Genomic DNA, 22,839 nt, shown 5'->3' with positions numbered 1-22,839 from the left:
GAGCAGAGAGCAGCATGACCGACATCTCCTCCCTTCCCTATCGTCCCTGCGCCGGCGTGATGCTCGTCAACCGCCATGGCCATGTCTTTGTCGGGCAGCGGCTCGATTCGGTGCTCGAGGCGTGGCAGATGCCCCAGGGCGGGATCGATCCGGGCGAGGATCCGCTCGAGGCCGCCTGGCGCGAGCTTTGGGAGGAGACCGGCGTCGCGCGCGAGCATGCCGAGCTGATCGCGACGGCGCCCGAGGAACTCACCTACGACCTGCCCGAGGACCTGATCGGCAAGGTGTGGAAGGGCAAGTGGCGCGGCCAACGGCAGCGCTGGTTCCTGTTCCGCTTCCTCGGCGAGGACAGCCACGTCAACATCGCCACCGCCGAGCCCGAGTTCCGCGCCTGGCGCTGGGCCGAGCCGGCAGACCTTCCCGACATCATCGTGCCCTTCAAAAGAGAGCTTTACCGGCAACTCCTCGACATTTTCGCCGACGAGCTCGCAACGATTCATCGGGCATAGAGCCCCGTCCGTCGCGCACTGCCCTTTTGGTGCCCTATTAATCTGATTAGGGGAGCGTCCATGCGCGCCCTGCTCCTCGCCCTGCCGCTGCTGCTGGCCAACACCGCAGCCGAAGATCCCAAGATTCCGCCGACGATCAAGTCGATGCTCGACGCCGCGATGGAGTCGGGCAGCGAGGGCGACGTCGCGGTGATCGTCAAATATGCCAAGACCGCCGATCCGGCGAGCGCCGACCTGGTGGTCAAGACCGCCACCGACTGGCGCAACGATCGGCTGGCCAAGGCCAATCGCAGGATCCGCGAGGCCGATTTCTTCGACCTGGTGAAGGGCCGCGCCGAGCTGGGCGGCTATATGAGCACCGGCAACACCGAGAATATCGGCCTCACCGCCGCGATCGAGCTGAGGCGCGAGGCGCTCGAATGGCGCCACAAATTGCGTCTCCAGGCCGATTACCAGGAGAGCCTGGGGCTCACCACGCGCGAGCGCTATCTCGCCGCCTACGAGCCCAACTGGAAGTTCGACGACCGCGCCTATATGTACGGCGCCGCGCAATATGAGAGCGATCGCTTCTCGGGCTTCCACGACCGCGTCTCGCTCTCCGCCGGGGCCGGCTACAGCGCAATCAAGTCGCCCGACGTGAAGCTCGACCTCGAGCTCGGCCCGGCATTCCGCCACACGCGCTTCATCGATTCGACGATCGAGAGCAATGTCGCCGCGCGCGGCAGCATGGATTTCGGCTGGAAGCTGTCGCCCGGCATCTCGGTGACGCAGAACGCCTCGGCCTATCTGCAGGATGCCAACAGCACCGTCTCGAGCCGCTCGGCGCTGCTCGCGCGGCTGTTCGGCCCCTTCTCGGCGCAGTTCTCGTACACGCTTCAATATGAAAGCATGCCGCCGATCGGCCGCCAGACCACCGACACCACCAGCCGCGCGGCATTGGTCGTCGATTTCTGACGCCACGGCGTCAGGCCCATGCCCGCCCTGCATGAGCCCCCAACGTTCGCTGGGATGACGGCAATATTATTTCGCGCTACCAGCCGATAATGAGCGGGCTTTCCAGCATCGAGCAGGCGGCGGTCGAGCATGTGGCGCAGGCGCCGATGCTCGCGCAGGTCCAGGCTTGGACCGCGATCAACAGCGGCACGCGCAATCTCGCCGGGCTGGCGAGCACGGCCGATACGCTCGCCCAGGCCTTTTCGGCACTCCCCGGGCATCTCGCCCTGGTCGATCCCGCCCCCGTGGAAAGCGTGACCGCCGACGGCCGCGTCGAGCAAATCGCGCACGGCCGCCACCTCCATCTCGCCGTACGGCCCGAGGCGCCGGTGCAGATGCTGCTCACCGGCCATATGGACACGGTGTTCGGCGCGGATCACCCTTTCCAGGCCGGGACCTGGCGCGAGGACGGCGCCTTCAACGCCCCCGGCGCCGCCGACATGAAGGGTGGGCTGGCGCTGATGCTCGCCGCGCTCGAGGCGGTCGAGGCGAGCCCGCTGGCGGGCCGGCTCGGCTATGAGGTGGTGATCAACTCGGACGAGGAGACCGGTTCCTTCGCCTCGCGCGCGCTGATCGAGGGCGCGGCGCGCGGCAAGGTCGCGGCGTTGACCTATGAGCCTGCATTGCCCGACGGCACGCTGGCCGGCGCGCGCGGCGGCACCGGCAATTTCTCGCTGATCGTACACGGCCGCAGCGCGCATGCCGGACGCAATCCCGAAGAGGGGCGCAACGCATTGGTCGCGGCGGCGGCGCTCGCGGTGCGGCTCGCCGACGCCAAGGCGCCCGGGCTCGCGGTCAATCCCGCGCGGATCGACGGCGGCGGGCCCAACAACGTCGTCCCCGACCTTGCCATCCTGCGGGTCAATTTCCGCCCGCGCGACGAATGGAGCATCGCCCTTGCCAAGGCCGCGATCGAGCGCGCGGCGAGTGACGTCATGGCGTCGCACGACGTCCGCATCGAAGTGCATGGCAGTTTCAATCGCCCGCCCAAGCCGATCGACCCGGGCGCCGAGCGGCTGTTCGCACTGGTGCGCGCGGCGGGCGAGGATCTCGGCATCGCGATCGCCTGGAAGGATACCGGCGGGGTGTGCGACGGCAACAACATCGCGGCCTGCGGCGTGCCCGTGGTCGACACCATGGGCGCCCGCGGCGGCTCCATCCATTCAGCGGAGGAATTTCTGATCCCCGAAAGCCTGCCCGAACGCGCCGCGCTGTCGGCGCTGACGATCCTGCGCATCGCCGAACGAGGCCGAGCATGACCTTCCGCATCCGCGCCGCGCGCGACGCCGACCTCCAGCCGCTCTACGAGATGGCCAAGCTCACCGGCGGCGGCTTCACCAACCTGCCCCCGGAGAAGGACGCGCTGCGCGCCAAGCTCGTGCGCAGCCACGCCGCCTTCGCGCGCGACGAGGACGGGCTGTTCGACGACCTGTTCGTGCTGGTGCTCGAGAATGTCGAGACCGGCGAGGTGCGCGGCACCTGCCAGATCTTTACGCATGTCGGCCAGCACTGGCCCTTCTACAGCTACCGCATCGGCACGGTGACCAAGCACAGCCAGGAACTGAACCGGACTTTCCGCGCCGAAATCCTGAGCCTGGTCAACGATCTTGAGGGTTCGAGCGAAGTCGGCGGGCTGTTCCTCCACCCCGGCGAGCGTGCCGGGGGCTTGGGGATGCTGCTCGCGCGCAGCCGATACCTGTTCATCGCCAGGCATCGCGCGCGCTTCGCCGAGCGCGTGCTCGCCGAGCTGCGCGGGGTGATCGACGAGGCTGGCGGCTCGCCCTTCTGGGACGGCGTCGCCGGGCGCTTCTTCGGGATGAACTTCCAGCAGGCCGACGAGTTCAACGCCACCCATGGCAACCAGTTCATCGCCGATCTGATGCCCAAGCACCCGATCTACACCGCGATGCTCCAGGAGAGCGCGCGCTCGGTGATCGGCCTGCCCCACCCCTCGGGCCGCGCCGCGATGCGGATGCTCGAGAGCGAGGGCTTCGCCTTCGAGAATTATATCGACATCTTCGACGGCGGCCCGACCATGACCGCGCGCACCGACCTGGTCCGCACGGTGCGCGAAGCCAAGGCGGCGACGGTGACCGAAGTCGCGGCGGGCGGCGAACCCGCGATGCTCGCCGCCGGGCGGCTGGCGGACTTCCGCGCCTGCTTCGGCAGGGTGACGTCATCGGAAGACGGCGTGGTCATCGACCCGTCCTGCGCCGCCGCGCTCGGGGTGCAGGTCGGGGATGAGGTGCTCCATGTCGCGCGGTGACCAAACAAAGCCCCTCCCCTTCAGGGGAGGGGTTGGGGGTGGGGCAGTGCCGCATGCGAACGGCTCGTGGACAGGCCCCACCCCAACCCAGCATCAGGTAAACAGCGCCCTGCGCTGTTTAGGCCATGCCGGGGGCATGGCCGACCTGATGCTCCTGAAGGGGAGGGGCTAGATGCTGGTGGAAATCAACTTCGACGGCATCATCGGCCCAAGTCACAATTATGCCGGCCTCAGCCCCGGCAACCTCGCCGCGACGCGCAATCGCGGGCTGACCTCGCACCCGCGCGCCGCGGCGCTGCAGGGCATCGCCAAGATGCGCGCGAATCTGCGGCTCGGCCTCACCCAAGGCGTGCTGCTCCCCCATGCCCGTCCCGACCGTCGCTGGCTCGCCGGCCTCGCCACCGACTATGCCGCCGCGCCCGCCCATCTCCAGGCCCAGGCGATCTCGGCCTCGGCGATGTGGGCCGCCAACGCCGCGACGGTCTCCCCCGCCCCCGATACCATGGACGGCCGCTGCCACCTGACCGTCGCCAACCTCGCGACCATGCCCCACCGCAGCCACGAATGGCCCGAGACGCTGGCGCAGCTCCGCCTCGCCTTCGCGGACCCGGCCTTCGCGGTGCACGCGCCCGTCCCCGCCCCCTTCGGCGACGAAGGCGCGGCCAACCATATGCGGCTCGCGGCGTCGCACGATGCGCCGGGCGTCGAGATATTCGTCTACGGCGTGAGCGGCGGCCCCTTCCCCGCGCGCCAGCATCCCGATGCGAGCCGAGCCATCGCCCGCCGCCACGGCCTCGATCCCGCCCGCACCTTATTCGTCCAGCAATCGGAGGAAGCGATCGCCGCGGGCGCCTTCCACAATGACGTCGTCGCGGTCGCCAATGGCCGCGTGCTGTTCGCGCACGAGCACGCCTTTGCCGACAAGGCGCGCTTCTACGCCGAACTGCGCGCCGCGCTCCCCGAGGTCGAGATCGTCGAGGTGCCAGCGGACCACGTCAGCCTGGCGGACGCCATCGCCTCCTACCTGTTCAACGCCCAGTTGGTCACCCTGCCCTCGGGCGAAACCGCGCTGATCGTCCCCGAGGAAGCGCACGAGACGCCCAGCGTCTGGGGCTGGCTCGAGGCGCATGTCGCCGGCAACGGCCCGATCCGCCGGGTCGAGGTGGTCGATGTCCGCCAGTCCATGGCCAATGGCGGCGGCCCCGCCTGCCTGCGGCTGCGCGTGGTCGCCGATCCCGCCACCGTCGATCCCCGCTTCCTCGTCGACGAGGCGCGGCTCGACGCGATCGCCGCGTTGGTCGAGGCGCATTGGCCCGAGGCGATCGACGCCGACGCGATCAGCGACCCGGCGCTGGTAGTGCAGATCGAAAACGCCCGCCGCGCGCTGCTGGAGATGCTCGGAACTGTCGAATTAATTGACAGGTAACCATCTTCGTTAATCCGCGAATGGCGGATTTCCGGGCTTGGCCCGCGCCTTGCTTAACTTCTGGCATGCTCGACCGTGTCCGCCGCCTCTTCACGATCAAGACCAAGTTCGAGGCCTATCTCGTGATCTACGGGCTCGGCACCGGCGCGGTGGAGCGCGGCATGCACTATCTCGATCGCTTCCCCGGCCTCGGTGGCAAGATGCTGTTCGTGCTCTGCCCGATCGCGGTGTTCATGGCCGGCGCCAAGATCCTCGACACGTTCGACGTCCCGCAATGACCTTCCCACGATCTGGCCCACGATAAATGCTACCGGTGTCATCGCTGCTTTGCTAAGCTGCGTGATAACGAGAGAATCGAGGAGTCGGGTGCATGCGGTCGTTGATGACGAGGGCCTTGGGCTGGGCATTGGCCGGGATCGCGGCCGCCACCCTGACGCTCCCCGCCGCCGCCGCGCCCGACAAGGCCAAGGTCGAGGCGACCATGAAGCGCGCCACCCGCTTCATGGTCGAGAAGGCCGCCACCAACGGCGGCTATGTCTGGTCCTACCTCCCCGACATGTCGCGACGCTGGGGCGAGATGGAAGCCTTTCCGACGATGATCTGGGTCCAGCCTCCCGGCACCGCGACGATGGGCCATCTCTATCTCGACGCCTATCACGCCACCGGCGACGCTTATTACTACGAAGCCGCGGAGAAGGTCGCCAACGCGCTGATCGCGATCCAGCAGGACAATGGCGGCTGGCATTATTTCGGCGATTTCGGCGGCGAGGCCTCGACCCGGCGCTGGTACGACACGATCGGCAAGAATGCGTGGCGGCTCGAGGAATTCCAGCATTATTGGGGCAACGCGACCTTCGACGATGCCGGCACCTCGGAATCGATGCAGTTCCTGCTGCGCCTCTATGTCGAGAAGCACGATCCGAAGTACCTGCCCGCGCTCAAGAAGGCGCTCAACTTCGTGCTCGACAGCCAGTATCCGATCGGCGGCTGGCCCCAGCGCTGGCCGCTCAAGAGCGAATTCAGCCACCACGGCAAGCCCGACTATACCAGCTTCATCACCTTCAACGACGATGTCGCGGGCGAGAACATCCAGTTCCTGCTCTACGCCTATCAGACGCTCGGCGGCGACGCGCGCGTCCATGACGCCATCGTCCGCGCGATGAACGTCTATCTGGTGACCCAGCAGGCCAAGCCGCAGGCCGGCTGGGGGCTGCAATATACGCTCGACCTCAAGCCGGTCGGCGCGCGCACCTACGAGCCCGACGCGCTCGTCACCCACACCACCGCGGCGAACGTCAGGCAGCTCTTCCGCTTCTACCGCCTCACCGGCGACAAGAAGTTCCTCGCGCGCGTGCCCGATGCGCTGGACTGGCTCGAATCGGTCCGCCTGCCCGCGGACCAGGTGAAGAACGGCCGCGCCTTCCCCACCTTCGTCGAGATCGGCACCAATCGCCCGCTCTACGTCCACCGCCGCGGCTCGAACGTGGTCAGCGGCGAATATTATGTCGACTACGATCCCGCCAACACGATCACGCACTATAGCTCGACCCGCGCGGTCGACGTGCCCGGGCTGCGCCGCGAATATGAAAAGCTGATCGCCTCGGATCCCGCCGAGGTGACGAAGGATTCGCCGCTGCGCACCGCCCAGCCGCTGCCGCGCTATTTCCTCGTCAGCGAGACCGAGACCTCGGACCTCAACACCGCGAGCGGCGCACGCTCGCCCGACGCGCTGGTCAAGTCGCTCAACGTCCAGGGCTGGTGGCCGACCGAGCTCCGCGCCACGAGCAACCCCTATGCCGGCGACGGCAGCGCCACGCCGACCCCGGGCGACTTCAGCCGCACCAAGGTCGGCGACAAGACCGACACCTCGCCCTACGAGACCGACAAGCCCGTCACGGGCATCTCGACCGGCACCTATATCGAGAACATGAAGGTGCTGATCGGGGCGCTGCGGAAGTAACCCAGATCACCCCGGCCACAGCAACTGCGGCTCAGAGTTCAGGCGTCGGCTAGTGCACGTCTCGCCGCTTCGGCGAGGAATCCCGACCTGTTGCTTGCGCGGCGGTCGATCGCAGCCACCAGCCCCTCATCCAGGGTGATGTTGATACGGACGGCCTTGCCCGGCTTCTCTGCCCTGACGAGGACGCGGGCGACCTCATCGATCTCCGGATCGCGCTCGATATCGTCGAGATGGCTGGGATCGGAGACCTCCTCGTTGTGGCGGACGGTAACGAGGAGATGGCCGGCGAGGGCTTGCTCAGCGTTCAGCACGGCATCCTGGAGAGTCTCGCCCGCCGAGGTGCAGCCGGGAAGGTCCGGAAAGAAGACGCTGAAGCCGCTTCCGGCTCGCTCGACGATGGCGGGATACACTACGCTTGCCATGTTGGCTCCTCCATATCATGTGTATATATACACACTAATGGTGAAGTTTATGGGGACCCGGTTCTGGGGCACCTCCCAACGGTCACTGGCGCCGCACCAATGCCTGATTTCTCGCCAGACACGAAAAAGCCGGATCATCTCTGACCCGGCTTCGTCCGCTCTTTCGCGGTTTTCCAATTGGCGCGCCCGGAACGATTCGAACGTCCGACCCTCAGATTCGTAGTCTGATGCTCTATCCAGCTGAGCTACGGGCGCGCATTGGAGGTGCGCTGATAGAAGCGACTTTCTCAGAACGCAACCCCGTTGCGCGAGGTTTTCCACAAGCTTAAGCACGCGGCCATGCGCAGCGCCCTTTTCGTCCCCGTCCTGGCCCTGGCGGGCTGCACCCAGAGCCCCGATTCCTACCCCTCGCTGCTGCCGCGGCCGATCGAGAAGCAGAGCCTCGCCGAACCCGAGCGCCCCGTGCCGGTCGCCACGCCCGACGCCAAGCTCGACGCCAGGATCGCCGAACTCACCGCGTCGCTGACCGCGGGGAACCAGCGATTCGTCACGGCGGCGCAGGAGGCGGAGGCCAAGATCGCAGTGGCGCGCGGCGTACCGGAGGGCTCCGACGCGTGGCTCGACGCGCAGACCGCGCTCAGCACGATCGAATCGCTCCGCGCGCCCACGCTGACCGGCCTGGCGGCGCTGGAGGAGCTGGCGATCGAGCGCGGCAAGGCGGGGGAGCCGCCCTATCCCGCGCTCGATTCCGCCGTCGCCGCCGCCGACGCGATGGCCAAGGCGCAGGGCGATCGGATCCAGGCGCTCGAAGCGGCGCTCTCCGGAGCCTAGGTCGGTCCGTCCTACTCGTCCGCCAGCGACGGATTGAACGCCCGCATCACCGGCACGACCGAGGCATAATCGTCGGTCCAGGGCGTGAAGCCGGCCTTGGGCGCGAGCGGCAGCCAGCGCGGATCGCCGCCGGTCAGCCGGGCGAGCGTCGCCCCGTCGCGCGACAGGGCGATCCAGTCCGATATCGTGGCCTCGTCGCGTCCCTCGAGCGCGCTCGGCTGGTAGACCAGCCGCGCCGCGTGCCAGCCACCCTCGGCCGCGGCGCCCGCGACGACCGGCGCCAGCGCCAGGAAGCGGTTCGAGATATGGACCAGCAGCAGGCCCTTCGGGGCGAGCACGCGGCCATAGGTGTCGAACGCCTCGGTGGTCATCAGGTGCATCGGCACCGCGTCCGACGAGAAGGCGTCGAGCGCGAGCAGGTCCAGGCTCGCCGGCGCCGCCTCCACGAGACGCAGCCGCGCATCGCCCACCGCCATCTCGGCCTGCGGCGCGCATTGCCGGACGAAGCTGAACTTGCCCGAGGCGCTCGACAGGTCGACCACCGCCGGATCGATCTCGTAGAAGCGCCAATGCTGGCCGGGCTGCGCATAGCAGGCGAGCGTGCCCGTCCCGAGCCCGACCACGCCGATCCGCGCGGCCGGGCCGTACAGAGCGGGCGCGGCGAGCATCGCGCGGCCCACGCCCGATCCCGGTACGTAATAGGTCGTCGGGATGCGCGAGCGAGCGCCCTTGAGCTGGACGCCGTGCAGCGTCGTCCCGTGCGCCAGCCGGCGCTCCTCGAGCAGGTCGGTCACGGTGTAGACGCCGAAATAGCTGCGCGTGCGATCCCCGCTCAGCGAGATGTCGATCGCGCGATAGCCGCCGAACAGGAACAGCCCGCCCGCCAGCGCGACGAGATAGGGTACGCGCATCCCGGTCGCGATCAGCCCCACCGTCGCCACGGCGAGGAACGCGACCTGCTCGTGCATCTCGCCGAGCACGCCGCCGGGATTGAAGATGCCGAGCCAGACGAAGATCGCCACGAGCAGCACCGCGAAGAGGATCTTGATCCTGAGCCCCTGCCCCTCGCCGCGCCACAGCCGCGCGAGCGCCGGGAACAGGAAGGCCTGCGGCATCAGCACGCCCGCCGCGAGGATGAGCAGCGGATATTCGTAGGTCCAGTCGAACAGCACCGGTGCGACCAGCCCGGAGAACACCCCGCCCAGCGCGCCGCCCACCGACATCGCCAGGTAGAAGCCGGTCAGCCGGTCGGGCGCGGGACGCAGCCGGTACATGCACGAATGCAGCGCCACCGCGACCACGAACAGCAGGGCCAGGCCGATCAGCGCGTTGAGATAGGCGAGCTGCTGGTGCCCGGCGATCAAGGTCGCGCCGAACAGCAGCACGATGATCGGGGTGAACTTGGCGAGCAGATCGGGGATGGTCTCGCCCTCGCGGAAGGCGAGCGAGAAGCTCAGCAGATACAGCCCGAGCGGCAGCACCCACAGCATCGGCACCGCGACGATATCGGTGGTGAGGAAGGTGGTGGTCGCCAGCATCAGGCCCGAGGGCACGAAGGCGAGGACGATCCAGTGGAGCACGCGGCGCACGCTGGGCGCCGGGCTGTGATGGGCGACGTGCGGCTCCTCGGGCGCCTTGCGCGGCAGCAGGGTCGCGCAGGCGGCTATGAGCAGGAAGACCAGCGCATAGCCGATCGTCCAGAGCCAGCTCTGCCCCTTGAGCGCAAGACCGGGCTCGACGATCAGCGGATAGGCGATCAGCCCGCCGAAGCTGCCGATGTTCGAGGCGGCGTAGAGCGCATAGGGATCGCGCCCGCCGCTCGCGACGCTGTACCAGCGCTGGAGCAGGGGCGCCTGGGCCGAGATGGCGAAGAACAGCGGGCCGATCGACGCGCCGAACAGCCAGGGCACCCACAGGGCCGGCTCGGCGTCGGCGGGGAGCTCCATCGCGGTGAGCCCGATCGGTAGCCAGAGCGCCGCCGCCGCGAGCACGGCGAGGTGGATCCCCGCCTGCATCCGCACCGGCACGCGCCCCAGCCAATGCGCATAGGCATAGCCGCCGAGCAGCAGCGCCTGGTAGACCAGCATCGCGCTGTTCCACACCGCCGGCGCGCCGCCGAGCCGGGGCAGCGCCATCCGCGCGACCATCGGCTGGACGAGGAAGAGCAGGAACGATCCGGTGAGGATGGCGGCGACGAACAGCCAGCGGAAGCGCGTCTGCGGTACCAGTGCCTGCTCAACCCCATCCGCCATGCGCGTCTCTCCCCTGCGGCCGCCCTATGTCGCGTCCGGTTTAGAGGGGCTTAACCGCGTCGCGCGCGATGCGATAGGTGATGTGCGGCCGAAGCCGCTCGATCGCCTTGGGATGATCGAAATCGTCCTGCGGCGCCCGCACCATGCCGAGCCGCTCCATCAGCCCCCAGCTCCGGACATTGTCGGTGCTGGTGATCGCGGCGATGCTTGGCGCATCTAGATTGGCCCAGCCCCAGTCGAGGCTCGCCTGCGCCGCCTCGCGGGCATAGCCCTGCCCCCAATGTTCGTGCGCGAGCCGCCAGCCGATCTCGATCTCGCCTTCGATCGGCGTCTCCTCGGCACCGGGCTTGAGCCCGCAAAAGCCGAGAAAGGCGCCGTCGGCCTTCCGCTCGATCGCCCAGAAGGTGAAGCCGTTGGCATCGAGGATACGCTGGAGCCGGTCGATCAGCGCGTCGCTCTCGTCGCGCCACAGCAGGGGGCCGAGCGTCGCCATCACGCGCTCGTCCTGGCTCATCGCGTGGAACGGCGCGCGGTCGCCGTCGCGCCAGCCGCGCAGGATCAGGCGTTCGGTCTCGATCATGCCGGCCGGTCGATCGCGAAGGTGACGGTGGGCCGCAGCACATGCCCCTCGGGAAAGCTCGCGCTCAGATAGTCGCCGTCCGCAAGCCGGTGCATGCCGAGCCGCGCCATCAGCGCCTGGCTCTTGAGGTTCACGGCCGAGGTGATCGCATAGATCCGGTCCTCGGCGATCCGGCCCCATGCGTCGGCCAGCACCGCGTCCATCGCCTCGCGCGCATAGCCGAGCCGCCACCAGGGCTTGTCGACGATCCAGCCCGCCTCGACCGCGCCGACGATCGGCATGTGCGGCTCGCCGCGCTTCAGCCCGCAAAAGCCGACCACCGCACCATCCTCGCGGCGCTCCGCGACCAGGAAGCCCAGCCCCTCGCCGCGCAGCCGGTCGTGCTTGGCGATCACGGCATCGGCGGCCGCCTCGTCCAGCCCGGGAAAGAGCTGCGCCATCACTTCCTGGTCGGTGAACATGCGCACCAGCGCATCACGGTCGCGCGGCTCGGGCGCGCGCAGGATCAGGCGGACGGTCTGGATCATTTCCACGCTTCGGCCTTTTTTGTCCGTCACCCCCGCGAAAGCGGGGGCCCATCTCCTGCGCGGCGAGACGAATACAACGACTGTTGTCGCCGTGGCCTCTCCCGGAGATGGGTCCCCGCTTTCGCGGGGATGACGACTGTAGCCAGTTGCTTCACGCCCCCAACAGCCGCGCGGCGAGCGGCGCGTGATAGGTCAGCACGCCCGTGCACCCGGCGCGCTTGAACGCCATCAGCGTCTCCATCACCAGCGCCTCGCGGTCCCCCGCCCCGGCCGCGGCGGCGGCCTCGATCATCGCATATTCGCCCGAGACCTGATACGCGAACACCGGTACTTCGAAGGCGTTCTTCACACGCACTATGATGTCGAGATAGGGCAGCCCGGGCTTGACCATCACGCTGTCGGCGCCCTCGGCAATGTCGAGCGCGACTTCGCGCAGCGCCTCCTCGGCATTGGCCGGGTCCATCTGATAGGTCTTCTTGTCGCCCTTGAGCAGCCCGCGGCTGCCGACCGCGTCGCGGAACGGACCGTAGAAGCCGCTGGCGTACTTGGCGGCGTAGGCCATGATCTGGACGTTGACATGGCCGTTCGCCTCGAGCGCCCCGCGGATCAGCCCGACCCGCCCGTCCATCATGTCCGAAGGCGCGACGATGTCCGCCCCCGCCTCGGCCTGGACCAGGGCCTGGTCGGTCAGCACCGCGGCGGTCTCGTCGTTGAGGACATAGCCGGCCGCGTCAACGATCCCGTCATGGCCGTGGCTGGTATAGGGATCGAGCGCGACGTCGGTGAGCACACCGAGATCGGGCACCGCATCCTTGATCGCGCGGATCGCGCGGCACATCAGATTGTCGGGATTGAGCGCCTCGCGCCCGTCGTCGCTGCGCAGCCCGGCGGGCGTGTTGGGGAAGAGCGCGACGCACGGAATGCCCAGGGCGGCCGCTTCCCTCGCCCGCTCCGCCACTGCCTTGACCGACCAGCGCGACACGCCGGGCAGCGACGCGATCGGCTCCTCCTCGCTGCCTTCGGTGACGAAGAGCGGCCAGATCAGGTCGGCCGGCGTGAGCACGGTTTCGGCATGCATCCGCCGGCTCCACGCGGAGGCGCGGGTACGGCGAAGGCGGAGCGCGGGATACTGACTCATGCCGCCCGTTTGCGGGATCGCACCGCCGCGCGCAAGCGGCACGCCTCCGGGATCGGAGGCGCGGCCGGCGTCATGACGTCACGCGCGCCTCAGCCCAGACGCGCCAGCGCCGCTGCGAGCCGCTCGGCCTCGGCCGCCTTCTCGGCATGGTCCGCCCGCGCCTTCTCCACCGCCTCGGGCTTGGCCCGCTCGACGAAGCTGGGGTTGCTCAGGCGCCCGGCGAGCCCGTCGCGCTCCTTCTCCGCGGCGGCGATCGCCTTGGTCAGGCGGGCGCGCTCGGCTTCGAGGTCGACCACGCCGCCGATCGGCAGCACGTAGGTCGCTTCGTCGAGCACGATCTGCAGCGATCCGCCTGCCGGAGCCTCGCCGGCCGCCTGATCGACACGCGCGAGACGAGCCAGCGCCGCCGACTGGCGTTCGAGCCGCGCCGCCGTCTCGTCGGATGCATCACGCACATGCAGCGGCAGCCGCGCCCCCGGCGGCACGTTGAGCTCGGTCCGCGCCGCGCGGATCTCGCTCACCAGCCGGATGAGCCAGTCGATCTCCTGCGCGGCTTGCGGATCGAGCGCGCGGGCATCGGCCATCGGCCAGTGCGCGACGATCAGTTCATGATCCCGAGCGCCCATCTTCGACCAGAGCTCTTCGGTGATGAAGGGCATGAACGGGTGGAGCATGACCAGGATCTGGTCGAGCACCCAGCCGGCGACGGCGCGGGTCTCGTCGGCGCCTTCGGCACCCTCAGTCTGCAGCACCGGCTTGATCAGCTCGAGATACCAGTCGCAGAAGCGGCTCCAGGTGAACTGGTAGATCGCGTTCGCCGCCTCGTCGAAGCGCAGGTCGGCCAGCGCCAGGTCGAGTGCCTGCACGGTCGCCACGGTCTCGGCGACGATCCAGCGATTGACCGCGAGGCTCGCCGCGGGCGGCTCCAGCGTCGTGGACGCGCCGATCCCGTTCGACTGGCAGAAGCGCGCCGCGTTCCACAGCTTGGTCGCGAAGTTGCGGTATCCCTCGATCCGCTTCTCATCCATCTTGATGTCGCGGCCCTGGCTCTCCATCGCCGCCATGAAGAAGCGCAGCGCGTCCGCGCCATACTGGTCGATCAGCCCGAGCGGATTGACGACATTGCCCTTGGACTTGGACATCTTCTGCCCGTCCGCGGCCCGCACAAGGCCGTGCAGATACAAGGTCTTGAACGGCACTTCCTTCATGAAGTGCAAACCCTGCATCATCATCCGCGCATCCCAGAAGAACAGGATGTCGAAGCCCGAGATGAGCACGTCATTGGGGTAACGGCCGAGCGCCTTCACGTCCTCGTCCGGCCAGCCCATCGTAGCGAAAGGCCACAGCGCCGAGGAGAACCAGGTGTCGAGGACGTCGGTGTCCTGCTCCAAGGTGTAGGGCTGGATATGCTCCATTTTGTAGGAGTCCGGTGCGAACTTAATCTCGCCCTGGTCCACACCATAATAATCGGCCGCCAGCCGCGCCGCTTCCGCCTCGTCCGTCGCAACGATCACATGCTGGCGGTTGAAGACGCTATCAAAAAACTCAAGATCAACATCATCGCCGGGCTCGGCGCTTGCTAGGCGGTCTACTTCGCGCTGAGTTGCCTCCTTGGTCGCGCAGAACCACGCCGGAATCCGGTGCCCCCACCACAATTGCCGCGAGACGCACCAGGGCTGGATGTTCTCCATCCAGTTGAAATACGTCTTCTCCCAGCTCTTCGGCACGATCCTGGTCGCACCCGAGCGCACCGCCTCGATCGCCGGCCTGGCCAGGGTGGCCGCGTCGACATACCATTGGTCGGTCAGCCACGGCTCGATCACCACGCCCGAACGGTCGCCGAACGGCGTCTGGATCTTCCGCGGCTCGGCATCGTGCTCCACGCCCTCCTTGTCGACATGCGGGACGAGGAAGCCCCCATGCTTGAGCATCTCGACCACGCGCTTGCGCGCCGCGAAGCGCTCCATGCCGAGCAGTTCCTCAGGGATCAGCCCGTCGGCGGTCTGGGTGATGTTGGCCTTGGCGTCGAGCATGTTGAGCATCTCGCCCGGCTTCATCCCCGCGCGCTTGCCCACTTCGAAGTCGTTGAAGTCATGCCCCGGCGTGATCTTCACCGCGCCCGAACCGAGCTCGGGATCGGCGTGCTCGTCAGTGACGATCGGGATCAGCCTCCCGGTGATCGGCAGCCGGACCTTCTTGCCGACCAGCGCCTTGTAGCGTTCGTCGTCCGGATGCACCGCCACCGCCATGTCGGCGAGCATCGTCTCGGGCCGCGTCGTCGCGACCTGGATGAAGCCCGATCCGTCCTCGAGCGGATAGCGCAAATGCCAGAAGCCGCCATTCACCTCGGTGGTCTCGACCTCGAGGTCCGAGATCGCGGTGCCGAGGCCCGGATCCCAGTTCACCAGGCGCTTGTCGCGATAGAGCAGCCCCTGGCGATAGAGCTCGACGAACACCTTGAGGACCGCCTTGGAGAAGCCCTCGTCCATGGTGAAGCGCTCGTTCGCCCAGTCCATCGAGCAGCCGAGCCGGCGGAGCTGCTGCGTTATCTCGCCGCCGCTCTCTTCCTTCCACTCCCACACCTTCGCGACGAACTCCTCGCGGGTGAAGTCGGTGCGCTTCTGCTGCTTCGCATTGAGCTGGCGCTCGACCACCATCTGCGTCGCGATGCCGGCATGATCCGTGCCCACCACCCAGCGCGCATCCTTGCCCTTCAGGCGCGCATGGCGGACGAGCACGTCCTGCAGCGTATTGTCGAGCGCATGGCCGATATGCAGGCTGCCCGTCACGTTGGGCGGCGGATTGACCAGCGTCCACGGATCGGCGCCCGGCCGCTCGGGCGCGAACAGGCCCTTCTCCTCCCAATGCTGGTACCAGCGGGTCTCGATGTCGGCGGGGTCGAAGGTCTTGGGGAGCTCGGTCATGCCGGGCGCTTAGCGCGCAACCCCCCTTCCCGACAACCCGCCGTCACCCCCGCGAAAGCGGGGGCCCATCTCCTGCACCGTCAGAACGATACAACAGCTGTAGCGACCGTTGCCTCTCTCGGAGATGGGTCCCCGCTTTCGCGGGGATGACGAATGTTGGCGTCGACCCAACCCGCCGGGATGACGTTCAAATCACTCGCAGACCGGCTTGTCGCAGCCCTTCGCCACGAAGCCGTCACGCCCGCCGGTATGGTTATCCAGCCAGCCCAGCACCTCGCCATACCATTGCATGCTGTTCTTCGGCTTGAGCACCCAATGGTTCTCGTCGGGGAAGACCAGCAGCTTCGACGGGATCTCGCGCCGCTGGAGCGCAGTGAACGCCGCCAGCCCCTGGGTATAGGGGATGCGGAAGTCCTTCTCGGACGTGATCACCAGCTGCGGGGTCTTCCACTTGGTAACATGGTTGACCGGGTTCCATTTCTCGAAGGCCTCGGGGTCCTCGTAATAGGCCTTGCCGCCATGCTCCCACTCGTCGAACCAGAGCTCCTCGGTCTCATAGGCCATGGCGCGCGCGTCGAACACGCCGTCATGCTGGACGATGCACTTGAACCGGTCGGGCCACTGGCCCTCGATCCAGTTCATCATGTAGCCGCCATAGGAAGCGCCGAGCGCGCAGGCATTGTCGGCGTCAAGGAAGGCGAACTTGTCCGTCGCGGCCTTGAGGCCCTTTTGCAGGTCCTCGAGCGGCCAGCCGCCCCAATTGTTGCGGATCGCGTCGGTGAAGGCCTGGCCGTAGCCGGTGGAGCCGTGGAAATCGACCGCAACCACCGCATAGCCCGCGCCCGCGAACACCGCAGGGTTCCAGCGATAGGACCAGCTGTTGTTGCTCGATCCCTGCGGCCCGCCATGGACGATGAACGCGATCGGCGCCTTCTTGCCCTCGGCGAGGCTCGCCGGGCGGATGGCATAGCCCCAGACCTTGTCGTTGTTTGCGCCGGTGAAGCTGAACCGCTCGACCTTGGGCAAGTCGATCCCGGCGAGCTTCGCGGCGTTGACCGAGGTCAGCCGCTCGACCTTCTTGCCGGTCAGCCGGTAGAAATCGTCCGGCGCGGTCAGGCTGTTCATACTGAACACCACGCCCGCCTTGGTCGGCACCACCGCCGAGACCACGCCCGCTTCCGTCAGCCGGGTCACCTTGCCGCTCTTCGGATCGACGGCGAAGATCGGCTCTTCCTGCGTATCCTGCGCGGTGACGTAGATCGTCTTGCCGTCGGGCGCCCAGGCGATCGAGGCGATCGAACGGTCCCAGCCCTGGGTCAACGCCCGCACCTGCCCCGTTGCGAGATCGCGGAGCATCAGCACCTGCCGGTCGGCCTCGTACCCCGCGCGCGCCATCGAGAAATAAGCGAGCCACTTGCCGTCGGGCGACACCGTCGGGAGATTGTCGGTCCCGTCATTGTCGGGCGTCAAATTGACCGGCGCGGCCGATCCGTCCGCGGGCGCCGCGAAGATATCGAGATTGGTCGAGGTCGGCTCGATCCGCCCCGCCTCGCGCAGCGCGAAATAGACCGTCTTGCCGTCGGCGCTCCACGCCACCTCCTCGCCGCCGCCGAACGGCTTGGAGGGCGTATCGCCGATCAGCTTGCCCCCGATCGCCACGCCGTTGCCGGTCGCGCCGCCGGAACCGAGAGGCAGCACGAACGGCTGCGAGCGGTCGCCGTTCGCCCAGCTATCCCAGTGGCGTACGAACATCTGGTCATAGACCCGGCCCGATCCCGCATTCGGGTCCTTCTTGACCATCGCCGGCTCGAGGCTCGGCGCTCCCGGCTTGCGGTCTCCCCATATCAGCAACTTGTCGGCAGCCGGTGACACCTTGAATCCACCGAACCCGCCCGAAAAGCCCGTGAGCTTGCGTGCGGCGCCGCCAGCGAGCGGCATTGTCCACACTGCGTCATCGCCGCCCTTGTCAGAGGCGAAATAAAGCATGTCTCCGACGATCTGTGGGTTGGTTTCATTGACGTCCGCCTCGCCGGCGATCTTCTCCGGACTCGCCCCCTTCCTGCTCAGGTCGAGCCGCCACAGGTCGTAGCGTCCGCGATTGGCGGCGAGGTCGGTCTCGCGCTGCTGCCAGACGAGCCATTTGCCGTCAGGCGACACGGCGGGCGCACCCACGCGGGAGAGCGTCGCGACGTCCTGGATGGTGAGATCACGCGCCAGAGCCGGCGCGGCGGCGGATGCGAGCAGGACGCCCGCGAGCAGGAGATGCTTCATGGGACCATCTACAGCACCGAACTCCCCTCCCTGCAAGGGAGGGGCCGGGGGTGGGTGCGAGCGAAGCGAGCCCATCGAGCTGCGTCGAATAAAGAAAAGGCCGGGCATCGAGCCCGGCCTTTTCTGACCCACCCCTAACCCCTCCCTTGCAGGGAGGGGAACGGCTAGTTCCGTCCCGTGATCCGCGTGATCTCGCGTGCGACCATCGCCTCGACGATCTGCGGCAGGTTCGCGTCGAGCCAGTCGCGCAGCATCGGCTTGAGCAACTCGCGCACCAGCCCCTCGAGCGTGTCCGAGCCCGCGACGTCGGGCTTCACCACCATCCGCGACAGGGCCTCGAGCGGCCCGCGCGTCGCCTCGACCGCACGCTCGGAAAGGATCGGCTCGGTCCGCGCCGCCGGCCTGGCCGCATCCTGCCGGCCAGGCTCGTCCTCGACCGGCTCGCGCAATTCGAGCACGGCTTCTTCCTCGGGATCCTCGTCCCCCGTGCGCGGTGCGCGCGTGGACGCCCGGCCGCGGCGTGTACGCGAAGCCACCGCGGCATCGCCTTCCTCGGCGATGATGCGCTTGATCGAGGAGAGGATCTCCTCCATCGACGGCTCGGTACTGATATCCCCCATAGCCGACACGTCTCCTGTGGCTGACTGTGGTTAAATCAGGGATTCCGGGGTGTGGTGTCAACCGATCGCTGCAACAAAGGATCCAGCTGGCCCGGCGGGACCGTGGCGCCCTGGGGCGGCGTGCCTGTAGTCGGCGTGCTCGTGCCGACCGGCTTAGGGCCATCAGCCCAGTCGCTCCAGCTGCCGCGGACACGCTGGTAGTTGGCGGCCGGGTCGTAGAGCGGCCCACCCTCGAGCCCGAGATCCTTCGCCTCGGCGCGCCCCATCGAGGCGAGCAGGGTGAAGCCCGCGACATAGGCGTCGCGCTCGGCGGTCACATAATTGACCTGGCTGTTGAGCAGTTCCTGCTCGGCGTTGAGGATGTCGAGGATCGTGCGCGTGCCGACGCTGTTCTCGGCGCGGACGCCCTCGAGGCTGAGCTTGTTCGCCTCGACCGCGACGCGCGACGATTCGATCACCTTGAGCGCGCTGTCATACGAAGCGAAGGACGAGCGCGCCTGCGCGATCACGCCGCGCTCGGTGAGCGTGACCTGCTCGATCGCCGCCGCCTCGCGCGCCTTGGCCTGGCGGACCTGCGCCGCCGGGCGCCCGCCCTGGAAGATCGGCAGCGTCACCTGCGCGCCCAAGGTCGTCGCGAAGCCGTCGCCCTTCTGCCCCTGGGCGGCCGCCTGGCTGCCGACCGACCCCAGATAATTGTAATAATCGCCACCCACGCCGAGGCTCACTTGCGGCAAGCGGCTCGCCCGCGCGACGCTGACGTCGTAGCGCGTCGCGTCGCGCGCGAGCTTGGCGGCATCAAGGAACGGATTGTTGCCGAGCGCGGTCTGCTCGGCGGTCGCCACGTCGTCGGGCAGATTGGGCAAAGCCGGCGGCGCGGCGAGCACCCCCGGGGGGGCGCCGATCACGCGGATATAGCCCTCGCGGCTGCCGATCAGCCGAGCCTCGGCGGTGCGCAGCTGGCTCTGCGCCAGCGCCAGCCGCGCCTCGGACTGGGCGACGTCGGTGCGGGTCAGGTCGCCGACCTCGAACCGGTCGCGCGTCGCCTGGAGGTTGACCTCGAGCACGCGGACATTCTGCTGGTTGAGCCGGACGATCGCCTCGTCGCGCAGCACGTCGACATAGACGGTCACCGCCTGGGTGAAGACGTCCGATTCGGCGCCGCGCAAATTCGCCTGCCCCGCCTCGACGCGGGTCTCGGCCGCGCGGACCGAATTGCGCACCGCACCGCCGCTGAACACGGGGACCGACAGGTCGAGCCCCAACGCGCCGCGCCGGCTCGGCCCGAAGGTCGCGTCGGTGTCGTACAGGCTGTTGCTGAACGACCCCGTCGAGCTCACGCCCGGACGGCCCTGCGACTTGGCGATCGGAACATTCTCGTCGTTCGCACGCTGGTTGGCGCGCTCCCCGGCGAGGTCGGGGTTGGTGTTGTACGCCTGGACCAGCGCGTCGCGCAGCGTCGTGGTCGGCTGCGCGGCGGGCGCAAGCGCGGGCGTCGCGGTCGGCGGCGCGGTCTGGACCCGCACCGGCGCGGCGGTTCCGCTGCGCGTCGTCGTGGTCTGCGCGGCGGCAGGCACGGCGAGCGCGGTCAGGCTCACGCCCAGGAGCAGAAAGGTCAGTCGCATTCAGTTCTCTTCTTTTTTCAGAATGTGAAGGTCCGTAGGCGTCGGAAACCAGGCAGTTGGGTGCATTCCACGTCGAGGAAATCCAGGAGGCCGAAGCCCCCTTCGGTACGCCGCCCGGCGGCGAGCCGGGTCACGCCGCGGTCGACCACGCCGGTGAGGACGCGCCCGCCGGGCTTCACTTGCGCGATCAGCGCGTCGGGCAATTGCTCGACCGCGCCATCGACGATCAGCAGGTCATAAGGTGCGCCCGCGGCCCAGCCGGCGTCGAGCTGGCCCTGGACGAGCTCGACCTTCGCCTCGCCGGCCAGCGCCGTGCGCGCAAGGGCGACCAGCGCCTCCTCCTGCTCGAGCGCGACGACCGATCCGGCGAGCTGCGCGAGCAGCGCCGCGGCATAGCCCCCGGCGGCGCCGATCAGCAGGACATGGTCCTCGGGCCGCACATGCGCCTCGGTCAGCAGCCGCCCGGTCGCGAGCGGCGAATTGTGGCGGCGGCCGCCGGGAAGCGGCAGCAAGGTGTCGCGATAGGCGAGCCCCTTCTGCTCGGCCGGCAGGAAATTCTCGCGGGGGGTGCGGGCCATCGCCTCGACCACGCGCGGATCGTTGACCGCGTTGGTTCGCAGCTGGCTCGCAACCATTGCATGGCGCATCGCTTCGAAGCGTTCGGCTTCGACGGGCGCGGGATCGACCGAAAGGGCCATCATCACTCCGGCTCTGTCGCACAACCGTATTAGTTGTGCAATACACTTGTTGACGTTGCAGCTTCTCTATCGCGCCGCCGCGCCGCCGCCAAGCAGGCCGGGATCATTTTGAAACTATGTTGACAGCGCCACCCCCCTCGCGCATTTCGCGCCCTCGCTTTCGGGGCCCGATGGCGGAGTGGTGACGCAGAGGACTGCAAATCCTTGCACCCGGGTTCGATTCCCGGTCGGGCCTCCAGCCTTTCCAGAGCTGCGAGCAGAACCATCCTCACTACCGTTCACCCTGAGCTTGTCGAAGGGCCGTTCTTCTTCGACCGCGGAAGAAAAGGACGGTGCTTCGACAAGCTCAGCACGAACGGGGATGGGGCAGCTTCCAGACAAACAGAAAGGGCGCCCGCTTCGCAGCGGACGCCCTTCTTGTTGGTCAGAGCCGGTTAGCGGCGACGGCTGCGGCAATCGCCGCCGTCGACCTCACGTCCGAGGAGCGCACCGGCGCCCGCGCCGATGATCGTGCCCGTGGTGCTGCGACCCCGATAGGAGCTGCCGCGGCCGATCTCGCCGCCCAGCAGGCCGCCGGCGACCGCGCCGAGGATGGTCCCCGTGGTGCCGCTCGAGCAGCGGCGATAATTCCGGTTGCGATAGCCGCGATAGTCGCGGCGGTAACCGCGGCGATCCTCGCGATATCCGCCGTCGCGATAATCGCGATAGTCGCGATAATCGCGCTCATAATAGCCGCGGCCGTAATCCTGCGCGGCGGCGGGGGTTGCGGCCATGCCGCCGATGGTCACGGTGGCGGCAAGCGCGGCGGTGAACAGGGACTTGATCATTTCATCCTCCTTCGGGGGCCTTGGTTGCCTCCACATGCCGACTCATCTGCCATGTCGCGGGTGGAACGAGCCTGAACGCGTCCGTTAGCCGCCGTTCATCACGCGCTTCGCCGATCCGGATTGTGGCTTTTCTGCAACTCGACGACAGGAAAGCACGCCTCGTCGCGGCCGTTTCGACCCGCACGCGGAACAAAGGACGATTCCGGGCTGTTTTCACCCGACCTATCGGGAGACCTCGCATGTATGATTTCGGGATCCGCCAGGCACTTTCCGGCTATCGAATCGCCTATCGCCCGCAGGAAACGAATCACTGTCCGGGCTGCGGCAGGTCGCACTGGATGATCGGCCGGCTCACCGCCGAATGCGCGTTCTGCGGCACCGCGCTGCCGCTGATCGCGGGCGGCGCCTCGGGCCCCGGCGTGATGCGCCCGCACATGGCGCCGGCGCTCGCCGCCTGAACGTTTCGACCGCCGGAACGCGGTCATCAAGGCATGCGTTGCATGTCGCGAGAACCCGCGACAGGAGCTGCCAGGATGACCGACATTTCCGTCACTTCGCCCGTCGAGCGAATCGCCCGCGTGCTCGCGGCCGAGGCGCTCAGCGTCAACGGCGAGGGGCGCGATCCGAGCGCCGGCAGCGAAGTCGACGCCACCTGGCAACAGGAAGTCTCGCGCGCAATGGCCGTGCTCCGCACCCTGCGCGAACCCACGCCCGAGATGGTCGAGGCCGGCCGCGCCGCGGGCGGCGATCCCGCCCAGGTCTGGAACGCAATGGTCCGCGCCGCGATCGGGCAGGAAGAGACGGTCTGACCCGATCCGCCAGTAGAAATCCCCCTCCCTGCAAGGGAGGGGCTAGGGGTGGGTTAGCAAGGCCGAGGCTCGATGCCTCGACCTTGCTTCTACCACAGGAGCGCGGCTAGCGCCGCGCACCCACCCCCTGCCCCTCCCTTGCAGGGAGGGGAGTTAGTGTTAAG

General features: G+C 68.0%; 21 protein-coding genes and 2 tRNA genes. 11 read left to right on the top strand and 12 right to left on the bottom strand.

Annotated elements, in window-relative coordinates; translation table 11 throughout:
* Nucleotides 1–14 precede the first annotated feature (14 nt).
* The 7 genes from MT490_RS06360 to MT490_RS06330 all read left to right on the top strand — a co-directional run bounded on the left by MT490_RS06360 (nt 15) and on the right by MT490_RS06330 (nt 7,154).
* A complete protein-coding gene (locus MT490_RS06360; RefSeq protein WP_297385304.1) occupies nt 15–509 on the top strand; it encodes an RNA pyrophosphohydrolase in 495 nt (164 codons plus the stop codon).
* A gap of 60 nt (nt 510–569) precedes the next feature.
* On the top strand, nt 570–1,463 hold the full coding sequence (locus MT490_RS06355) for a DUF481 domain-containing protein (RefSeq protein WP_297385302.1): 894 nt from the start codon (nt 570–572) through the stop codon (nt 1,461–1,463).
* Between the two features lie 89 nt (nt 1,464–1,552).
* Nucleotides 1,553–2,761, top strand: a complete 1,209-nt coding sequence (locus MT490_RS06350) for a hydrolase (protein ID WP_297385300.1) — start codon at nt 1,553–1,555, stop codon at nt 2,759–2,761.
* Nucleotides 2,758–3,768, top strand: coding sequence for an arginine N-succinyltransferase (locus tag MT490_RS06345; protein WP_297385298.1), 1,011 nt, complete (start codon nt 2,758–2,760; stop codon nt 3,766–3,768). Before MT490_RS06350 ends, MT490_RS06345 begins: the two co-directional genes overlap by 4 nt.
* Nucleotides 3,769–3,940: 172 nt before the next feature.
* Complete coding sequence (locus MT490_RS06340) at nt 3,941–5,194, top strand: N-succinylarginine dihydrolase (protein WP_297385296.1); 1,254 nt, start codon at nt 3,941–3,943, stop codon at nt 5,192–5,194.
* Nucleotides 5,195–5,259: 65 nt separating this feature from the next.
* Nucleotides 5,260–5,472: a hypothetical protein gene (locus tag MT490_RS06335; protein ID WP_297385294.1), complete on the top strand. Its 213-nt coding sequence runs from the start codon at nt 5,260–5,262 to the stop codon at nt 5,470–5,472.
* A 104-nt stretch (nt 5,473–5,576) separates the two neighbouring features.
* Entirely contained in the window at nt 5,577–7,154 is a 1,578-nt protein-coding gene (locus MT490_RS06330) for a pectate lyase (protein ID WP_297385291.1), read from the top strand.
* 38 nt (nt 7,155–7,192) lie between these two features.
* Here MT490_RS06330 and MT490_RS06325 read toward each other — a convergent pair whose 3' ends face one another.
* Both MT490_RS06325 and MT490_RS06320 read right to left on the bottom strand, forming a co-directional pair.
* Entirely contained in the window at nt 7,193–7,576 is a 384-nt protein-coding gene (locus MT490_RS06325) for a type II toxin-antitoxin system HicB family antitoxin (RefSeq protein ID WP_297385289.1), read from the bottom strand.
* Between the two features lie 178 nt (nt 7,577–7,754).
* Nucleotides 7,755–7,831 (bottom strand) — tRNA-Arg (locus MT490_RS06320).
* Nucleotides 7,832–7,915: 84 nt separating this feature from the next.
* On the opposite strand from MT490_RS06320, the gene MT490_RS06315 reads away from it, so the two are divergent.
* Nucleotides 7,916–8,407, top strand: coding sequence for a hypothetical protein (locus MT490_RS06315; RefSeq protein ID WP_297385287.1), 492 nt, complete (start codon nt 7,916–7,918; stop codon nt 8,405–8,407).
* A gap of 11 nt (nt 8,408–8,418) precedes the next feature.
* Here MT490_RS06315 and MT490_RS06310 read toward each other — a convergent pair whose 3' ends face one another.
* The 9 genes from MT490_RS06310 to MT490_RS06270 form a co-directional block, all read right to left on the bottom strand.
* Nucleotides 8,419–10,659, bottom strand: a complete 2,241-nt coding sequence (locus tag MT490_RS06310) for a hypothetical protein (RefSeq protein ID WP_297385285.1) — start codon at nt 10,657–10,659, stop codon at nt 8,419–8,421.
* A 40-nt stretch (nt 10,660–10,699) separates the two neighbouring features.
* Nucleotides 10,700–11,239: a GNAT family N-acetyltransferase gene (locus MT490_RS06305; protein WP_297385283.1), complete on the bottom strand. Its 540-nt coding sequence runs from the start codon at nt 11,237–11,239 to the stop codon at nt 10,700–10,702.
* Nucleotides 11,236–11,766 carry a GNAT family N-acetyltransferase gene (locus tag MT490_RS06300; RefSeq protein ID WP_297385281.1) on the bottom strand — a complete coding sequence of 177 codons (531 nt, stop codon included), beginning with the start codon at nt 11,764–11,766 and terminating at the stop codon, nt 11,236–11,238. The genes MT490_RS06305 and MT490_RS06300 overlap by 4 nt, the downstream gene beginning before the upstream one ends.
* 151 nt (nt 11,767–11,917) lie before the next feature.
* Nucleotides 11,918–12,904, bottom strand: a complete 987-nt coding sequence (hemB, locus tag MT490_RS06295) for a porphobilinogen synthase (protein WP_297385279.1) — start codon at nt 12,902–12,904, stop codon at nt 11,918–11,920.
* 89 nt (nt 12,905–12,993) lie between these two features.
* Nucleotides 12,994–15,828 carry a valine--tRNA ligase gene (locus MT490_RS06290; RefSeq protein ID WP_297385277.1) on the bottom strand — a complete coding sequence of 945 codons (2,835 nt, stop codon included), beginning with the start codon at nt 15,826–15,828 and terminating at the stop codon, nt 12,994–12,996.
* Between the two features lie 192 nt (nt 15,829–16,020).
* Nucleotides 16,021–18,099, bottom strand: a complete 2,079-nt coding sequence (locus MT490_RS06285) for a S9 family peptidase (RefSeq protein ID WP_297385275.1) — start codon at nt 18,097–18,099, stop codon at nt 16,021–16,023.
* A gap of 164 nt (nt 18,100–18,263) precedes the next feature.
* Nucleotides 18,264–18,719 (bottom strand): DUF2497 domain-containing protein, encoded by a 456-nt coding sequence (locus MT490_RS06280; RefSeq protein WP_297385273.1) that lies wholly within the window; start codon nt 18,717–18,719, stop codon nt 18,264–18,266.
* 35 nt (nt 18,720–18,754) lie between these two features.
* Entirely contained in the window at nt 18,755–20,341 is a 1,587-nt protein-coding gene (locus MT490_RS06275) for a TolC family outer membrane protein (RefSeq protein WP_297385272.1), read from the bottom strand.
* Between the two features lie 17 nt (nt 20,342–20,358).
* Entirely contained in the window at nt 20,359–21,042 is a 684-nt protein-coding gene (locus MT490_RS06270) for a protein-L-isoaspartate O-methyltransferase (protein ID WP_297385270.1), read from the bottom strand.
* Nucleotides 21,043–21,203: 161 nt separating this feature from the next.
* On the opposite strand from MT490_RS06270, the gene MT490_RS06265 reads away from it, so the two are divergent.
* Nucleotides 21,204–21,277 (top strand) — tRNA-Cys (locus MT490_RS06265).
* Between the two features lie 196 nt (nt 21,278–21,473).
* Here MT490_RS06265 and MT490_RS06260 read toward each other — a convergent pair.
* On the bottom strand, nt 21,474–21,866 hold the full coding sequence (locus MT490_RS06260) for a glycine zipper 2TM domain-containing protein (RefSeq protein ID WP_297385268.1): 393 nt from the start codon (nt 21,864–21,866) through the stop codon (nt 21,474–21,476).
* Nucleotides 21,867–22,105: 239 nt separating this feature from the next.
* Between MT490_RS06260 and MT490_RS06255 the strand changes: the two genes are divergently transcribed.
* Nucleotides 22,106–22,324: a hypothetical protein gene (locus tag MT490_RS06255; protein WP_297385266.1), complete on the top strand. Its 219-nt coding sequence runs from the start codon at nt 22,106–22,108 to the stop codon at nt 22,322–22,324.
* Between the two features lie 75 nt (nt 22,325–22,399).
* Complete coding sequence (locus tag MT490_RS06250; RefSeq protein ID WP_297385264.1) at nt 22,400–22,675, top strand: hypothetical protein; 276 nt, start codon at nt 22,400–22,402, stop codon at nt 22,673–22,675.
* Nucleotides 22,676–22,839 lie beyond the last annotated feature (164 nt).

The sequence above is a fragment of the Sphingomonas sp. genome, assembly GCF_026460985.1.
Taxonomy (GTDB): domain Bacteria; phylum Pseudomonadota; class Alphaproteobacteria; order Sphingomonadales; family Sphingomonadaceae; genus Sphingomonas.
Note: the sequence above shows the minus strand (reverse complement) of the source record. Positions and strands in the feature narration are given on the sequence as shown.

Excerpts from the sequence above, each read along its gene's own strand:
- MT490_RS06310 (WP_297385285.1), bottom strand. The coding sequence starts at position 10,659 with ATGGCGGATGGGGTTGAGCAGGCACTGGTACCGCAGACGCGCTTCCGC.
- MT490_RS06260 (WP_297385268.1), bottom strand. The coding sequence starts at position 21,866 with ATGATCAAGTCCCTGTTCACCGCCGCGCTTGCCGCCACCGTGACCATC.
- MT490_RS06325 (WP_297385289.1), bottom strand. The coding sequence starts at position 7,576 with ATGGCAAGCGTAGTGTATCCCGCCATCGTCGAGCGAGCCGGAAGCGGC.
- MT490_RS06250 (WP_297385264.1), top strand. The coding sequence starts at position 22,400 with ATGACCGACATTTCCGTCACTTCGCCCGTCGAGCGAATCGCCCGCGTG.
- MT490_RS06335 (WP_297385294.1), top strand. The coding sequence starts at position 5,260 with ATGCTCGACCGTGTCCGCCGCCTCTTCACGATCAAGACCAAGTTCGAG.
- MT490_RS06280 (WP_297385273.1), bottom strand. The coding sequence starts at position 18,719 with ATGGGGGATATCAGTACCGAGCCGTCGATGGAGGAGATCCTCTCCTCG.
- MT490_RS06330 (WP_297385291.1), top strand. The coding sequence starts at position 5,577 with ATGACGAGGGCCTTGGGCTGGGCATTGGCCGGGATCGCGGCCGCCACC.
- MT490_RS06315 (WP_297385287.1), top strand. The coding sequence starts at position 7,916 with ATGCGCAGCGCCCTTTTCGTCCCCGTCCTGGCCCTGGCGGGCTGCACC.
- MT490_RS06300 (WP_297385281.1), bottom strand. The coding sequence starts at position 11,766 with ATGATCCAGACCGTCCGCCTGATCCTGCGCGCGCCCGAGCCGCGCGAC.
- MT490_RS06255 (WP_297385266.1), top strand. The coding sequence starts at position 22,106 with ATGTATGATTTCGGGATCCGCCAGGCACTTTCCGGCTATCGAATCGCC.
- MT490_RS06285 (WP_297385275.1), bottom strand. The coding sequence starts at position 18,099 with ATGAAGCATCTCCTGCTCGCGGGCGTCCTGCTCGCATCCGCCGCCGCG.
- MT490_RS06270 (WP_297385270.1), bottom strand. The coding sequence starts at position 21,042 with ATGATGGCCCTTTCGGTCGATCCCGCGCCCGTCGAAGCCGAACGCTTC.
- MT490_RS06355 (WP_297385302.1), top strand. The coding sequence starts at position 570 with ATGCGCGCCCTGCTCCTCGCCCTGCCGCTGCTGCTGGCCAACACCGCA.
- MT490_RS06345 (WP_297385298.1), top strand. The coding sequence starts at position 2,758 with ATGACCTTCCGCATCCGCGCCGCGCGCGACGCCGACCTCCAGCCGCTC.
- MT490_RS06275 (WP_297385272.1), bottom strand. The coding sequence starts at position 20,341 with ATGCGACTGACCTTTCTGCTCCTGGGCGTGAGCCTGACCGCGCTCGCC.
- MT490_RS06305 (WP_297385283.1), bottom strand. The coding sequence starts at position 11,239 with ATGATCGAGACCGAACGCCTGATCCTGCGCGGCTGGCGCGACGGCGAC.
- MT490_RS06340 (WP_297385296.1), top strand. The coding sequence starts at position 3,941 with ATGCTGGTGGAAATCAACTTCGACGGCATCATCGGCCCAAGTCACAAT.
- MT490_RS06360 (WP_297385304.1), top strand. The coding sequence starts at position 15 with ATGACCGACATCTCCTCCCTTCCCTATCGTCCCTGCGCCGGCGTGATG.
- hemB (WP_297385279.1), bottom strand. The coding sequence starts at position 12,904 with ATGAGTCAGTATCCCGCGCTCCGCCTTCGCCGTACCCGCGCCTCCGCG.
- MT490_RS06350 (WP_297385300.1), top strand. The coding sequence starts at position 1,553 with ATGAGCGGGCTTTCCAGCATCGAGCAGGCGGCGGTCGAGCATGTGGCG.
- MT490_RS06290 (WP_297385277.1), bottom strand. The coding sequence starts at position 15,828 with ATGACCGAGCTCCCCAAGACCTTCGACCCCGCCGACATCGAGACCCGC.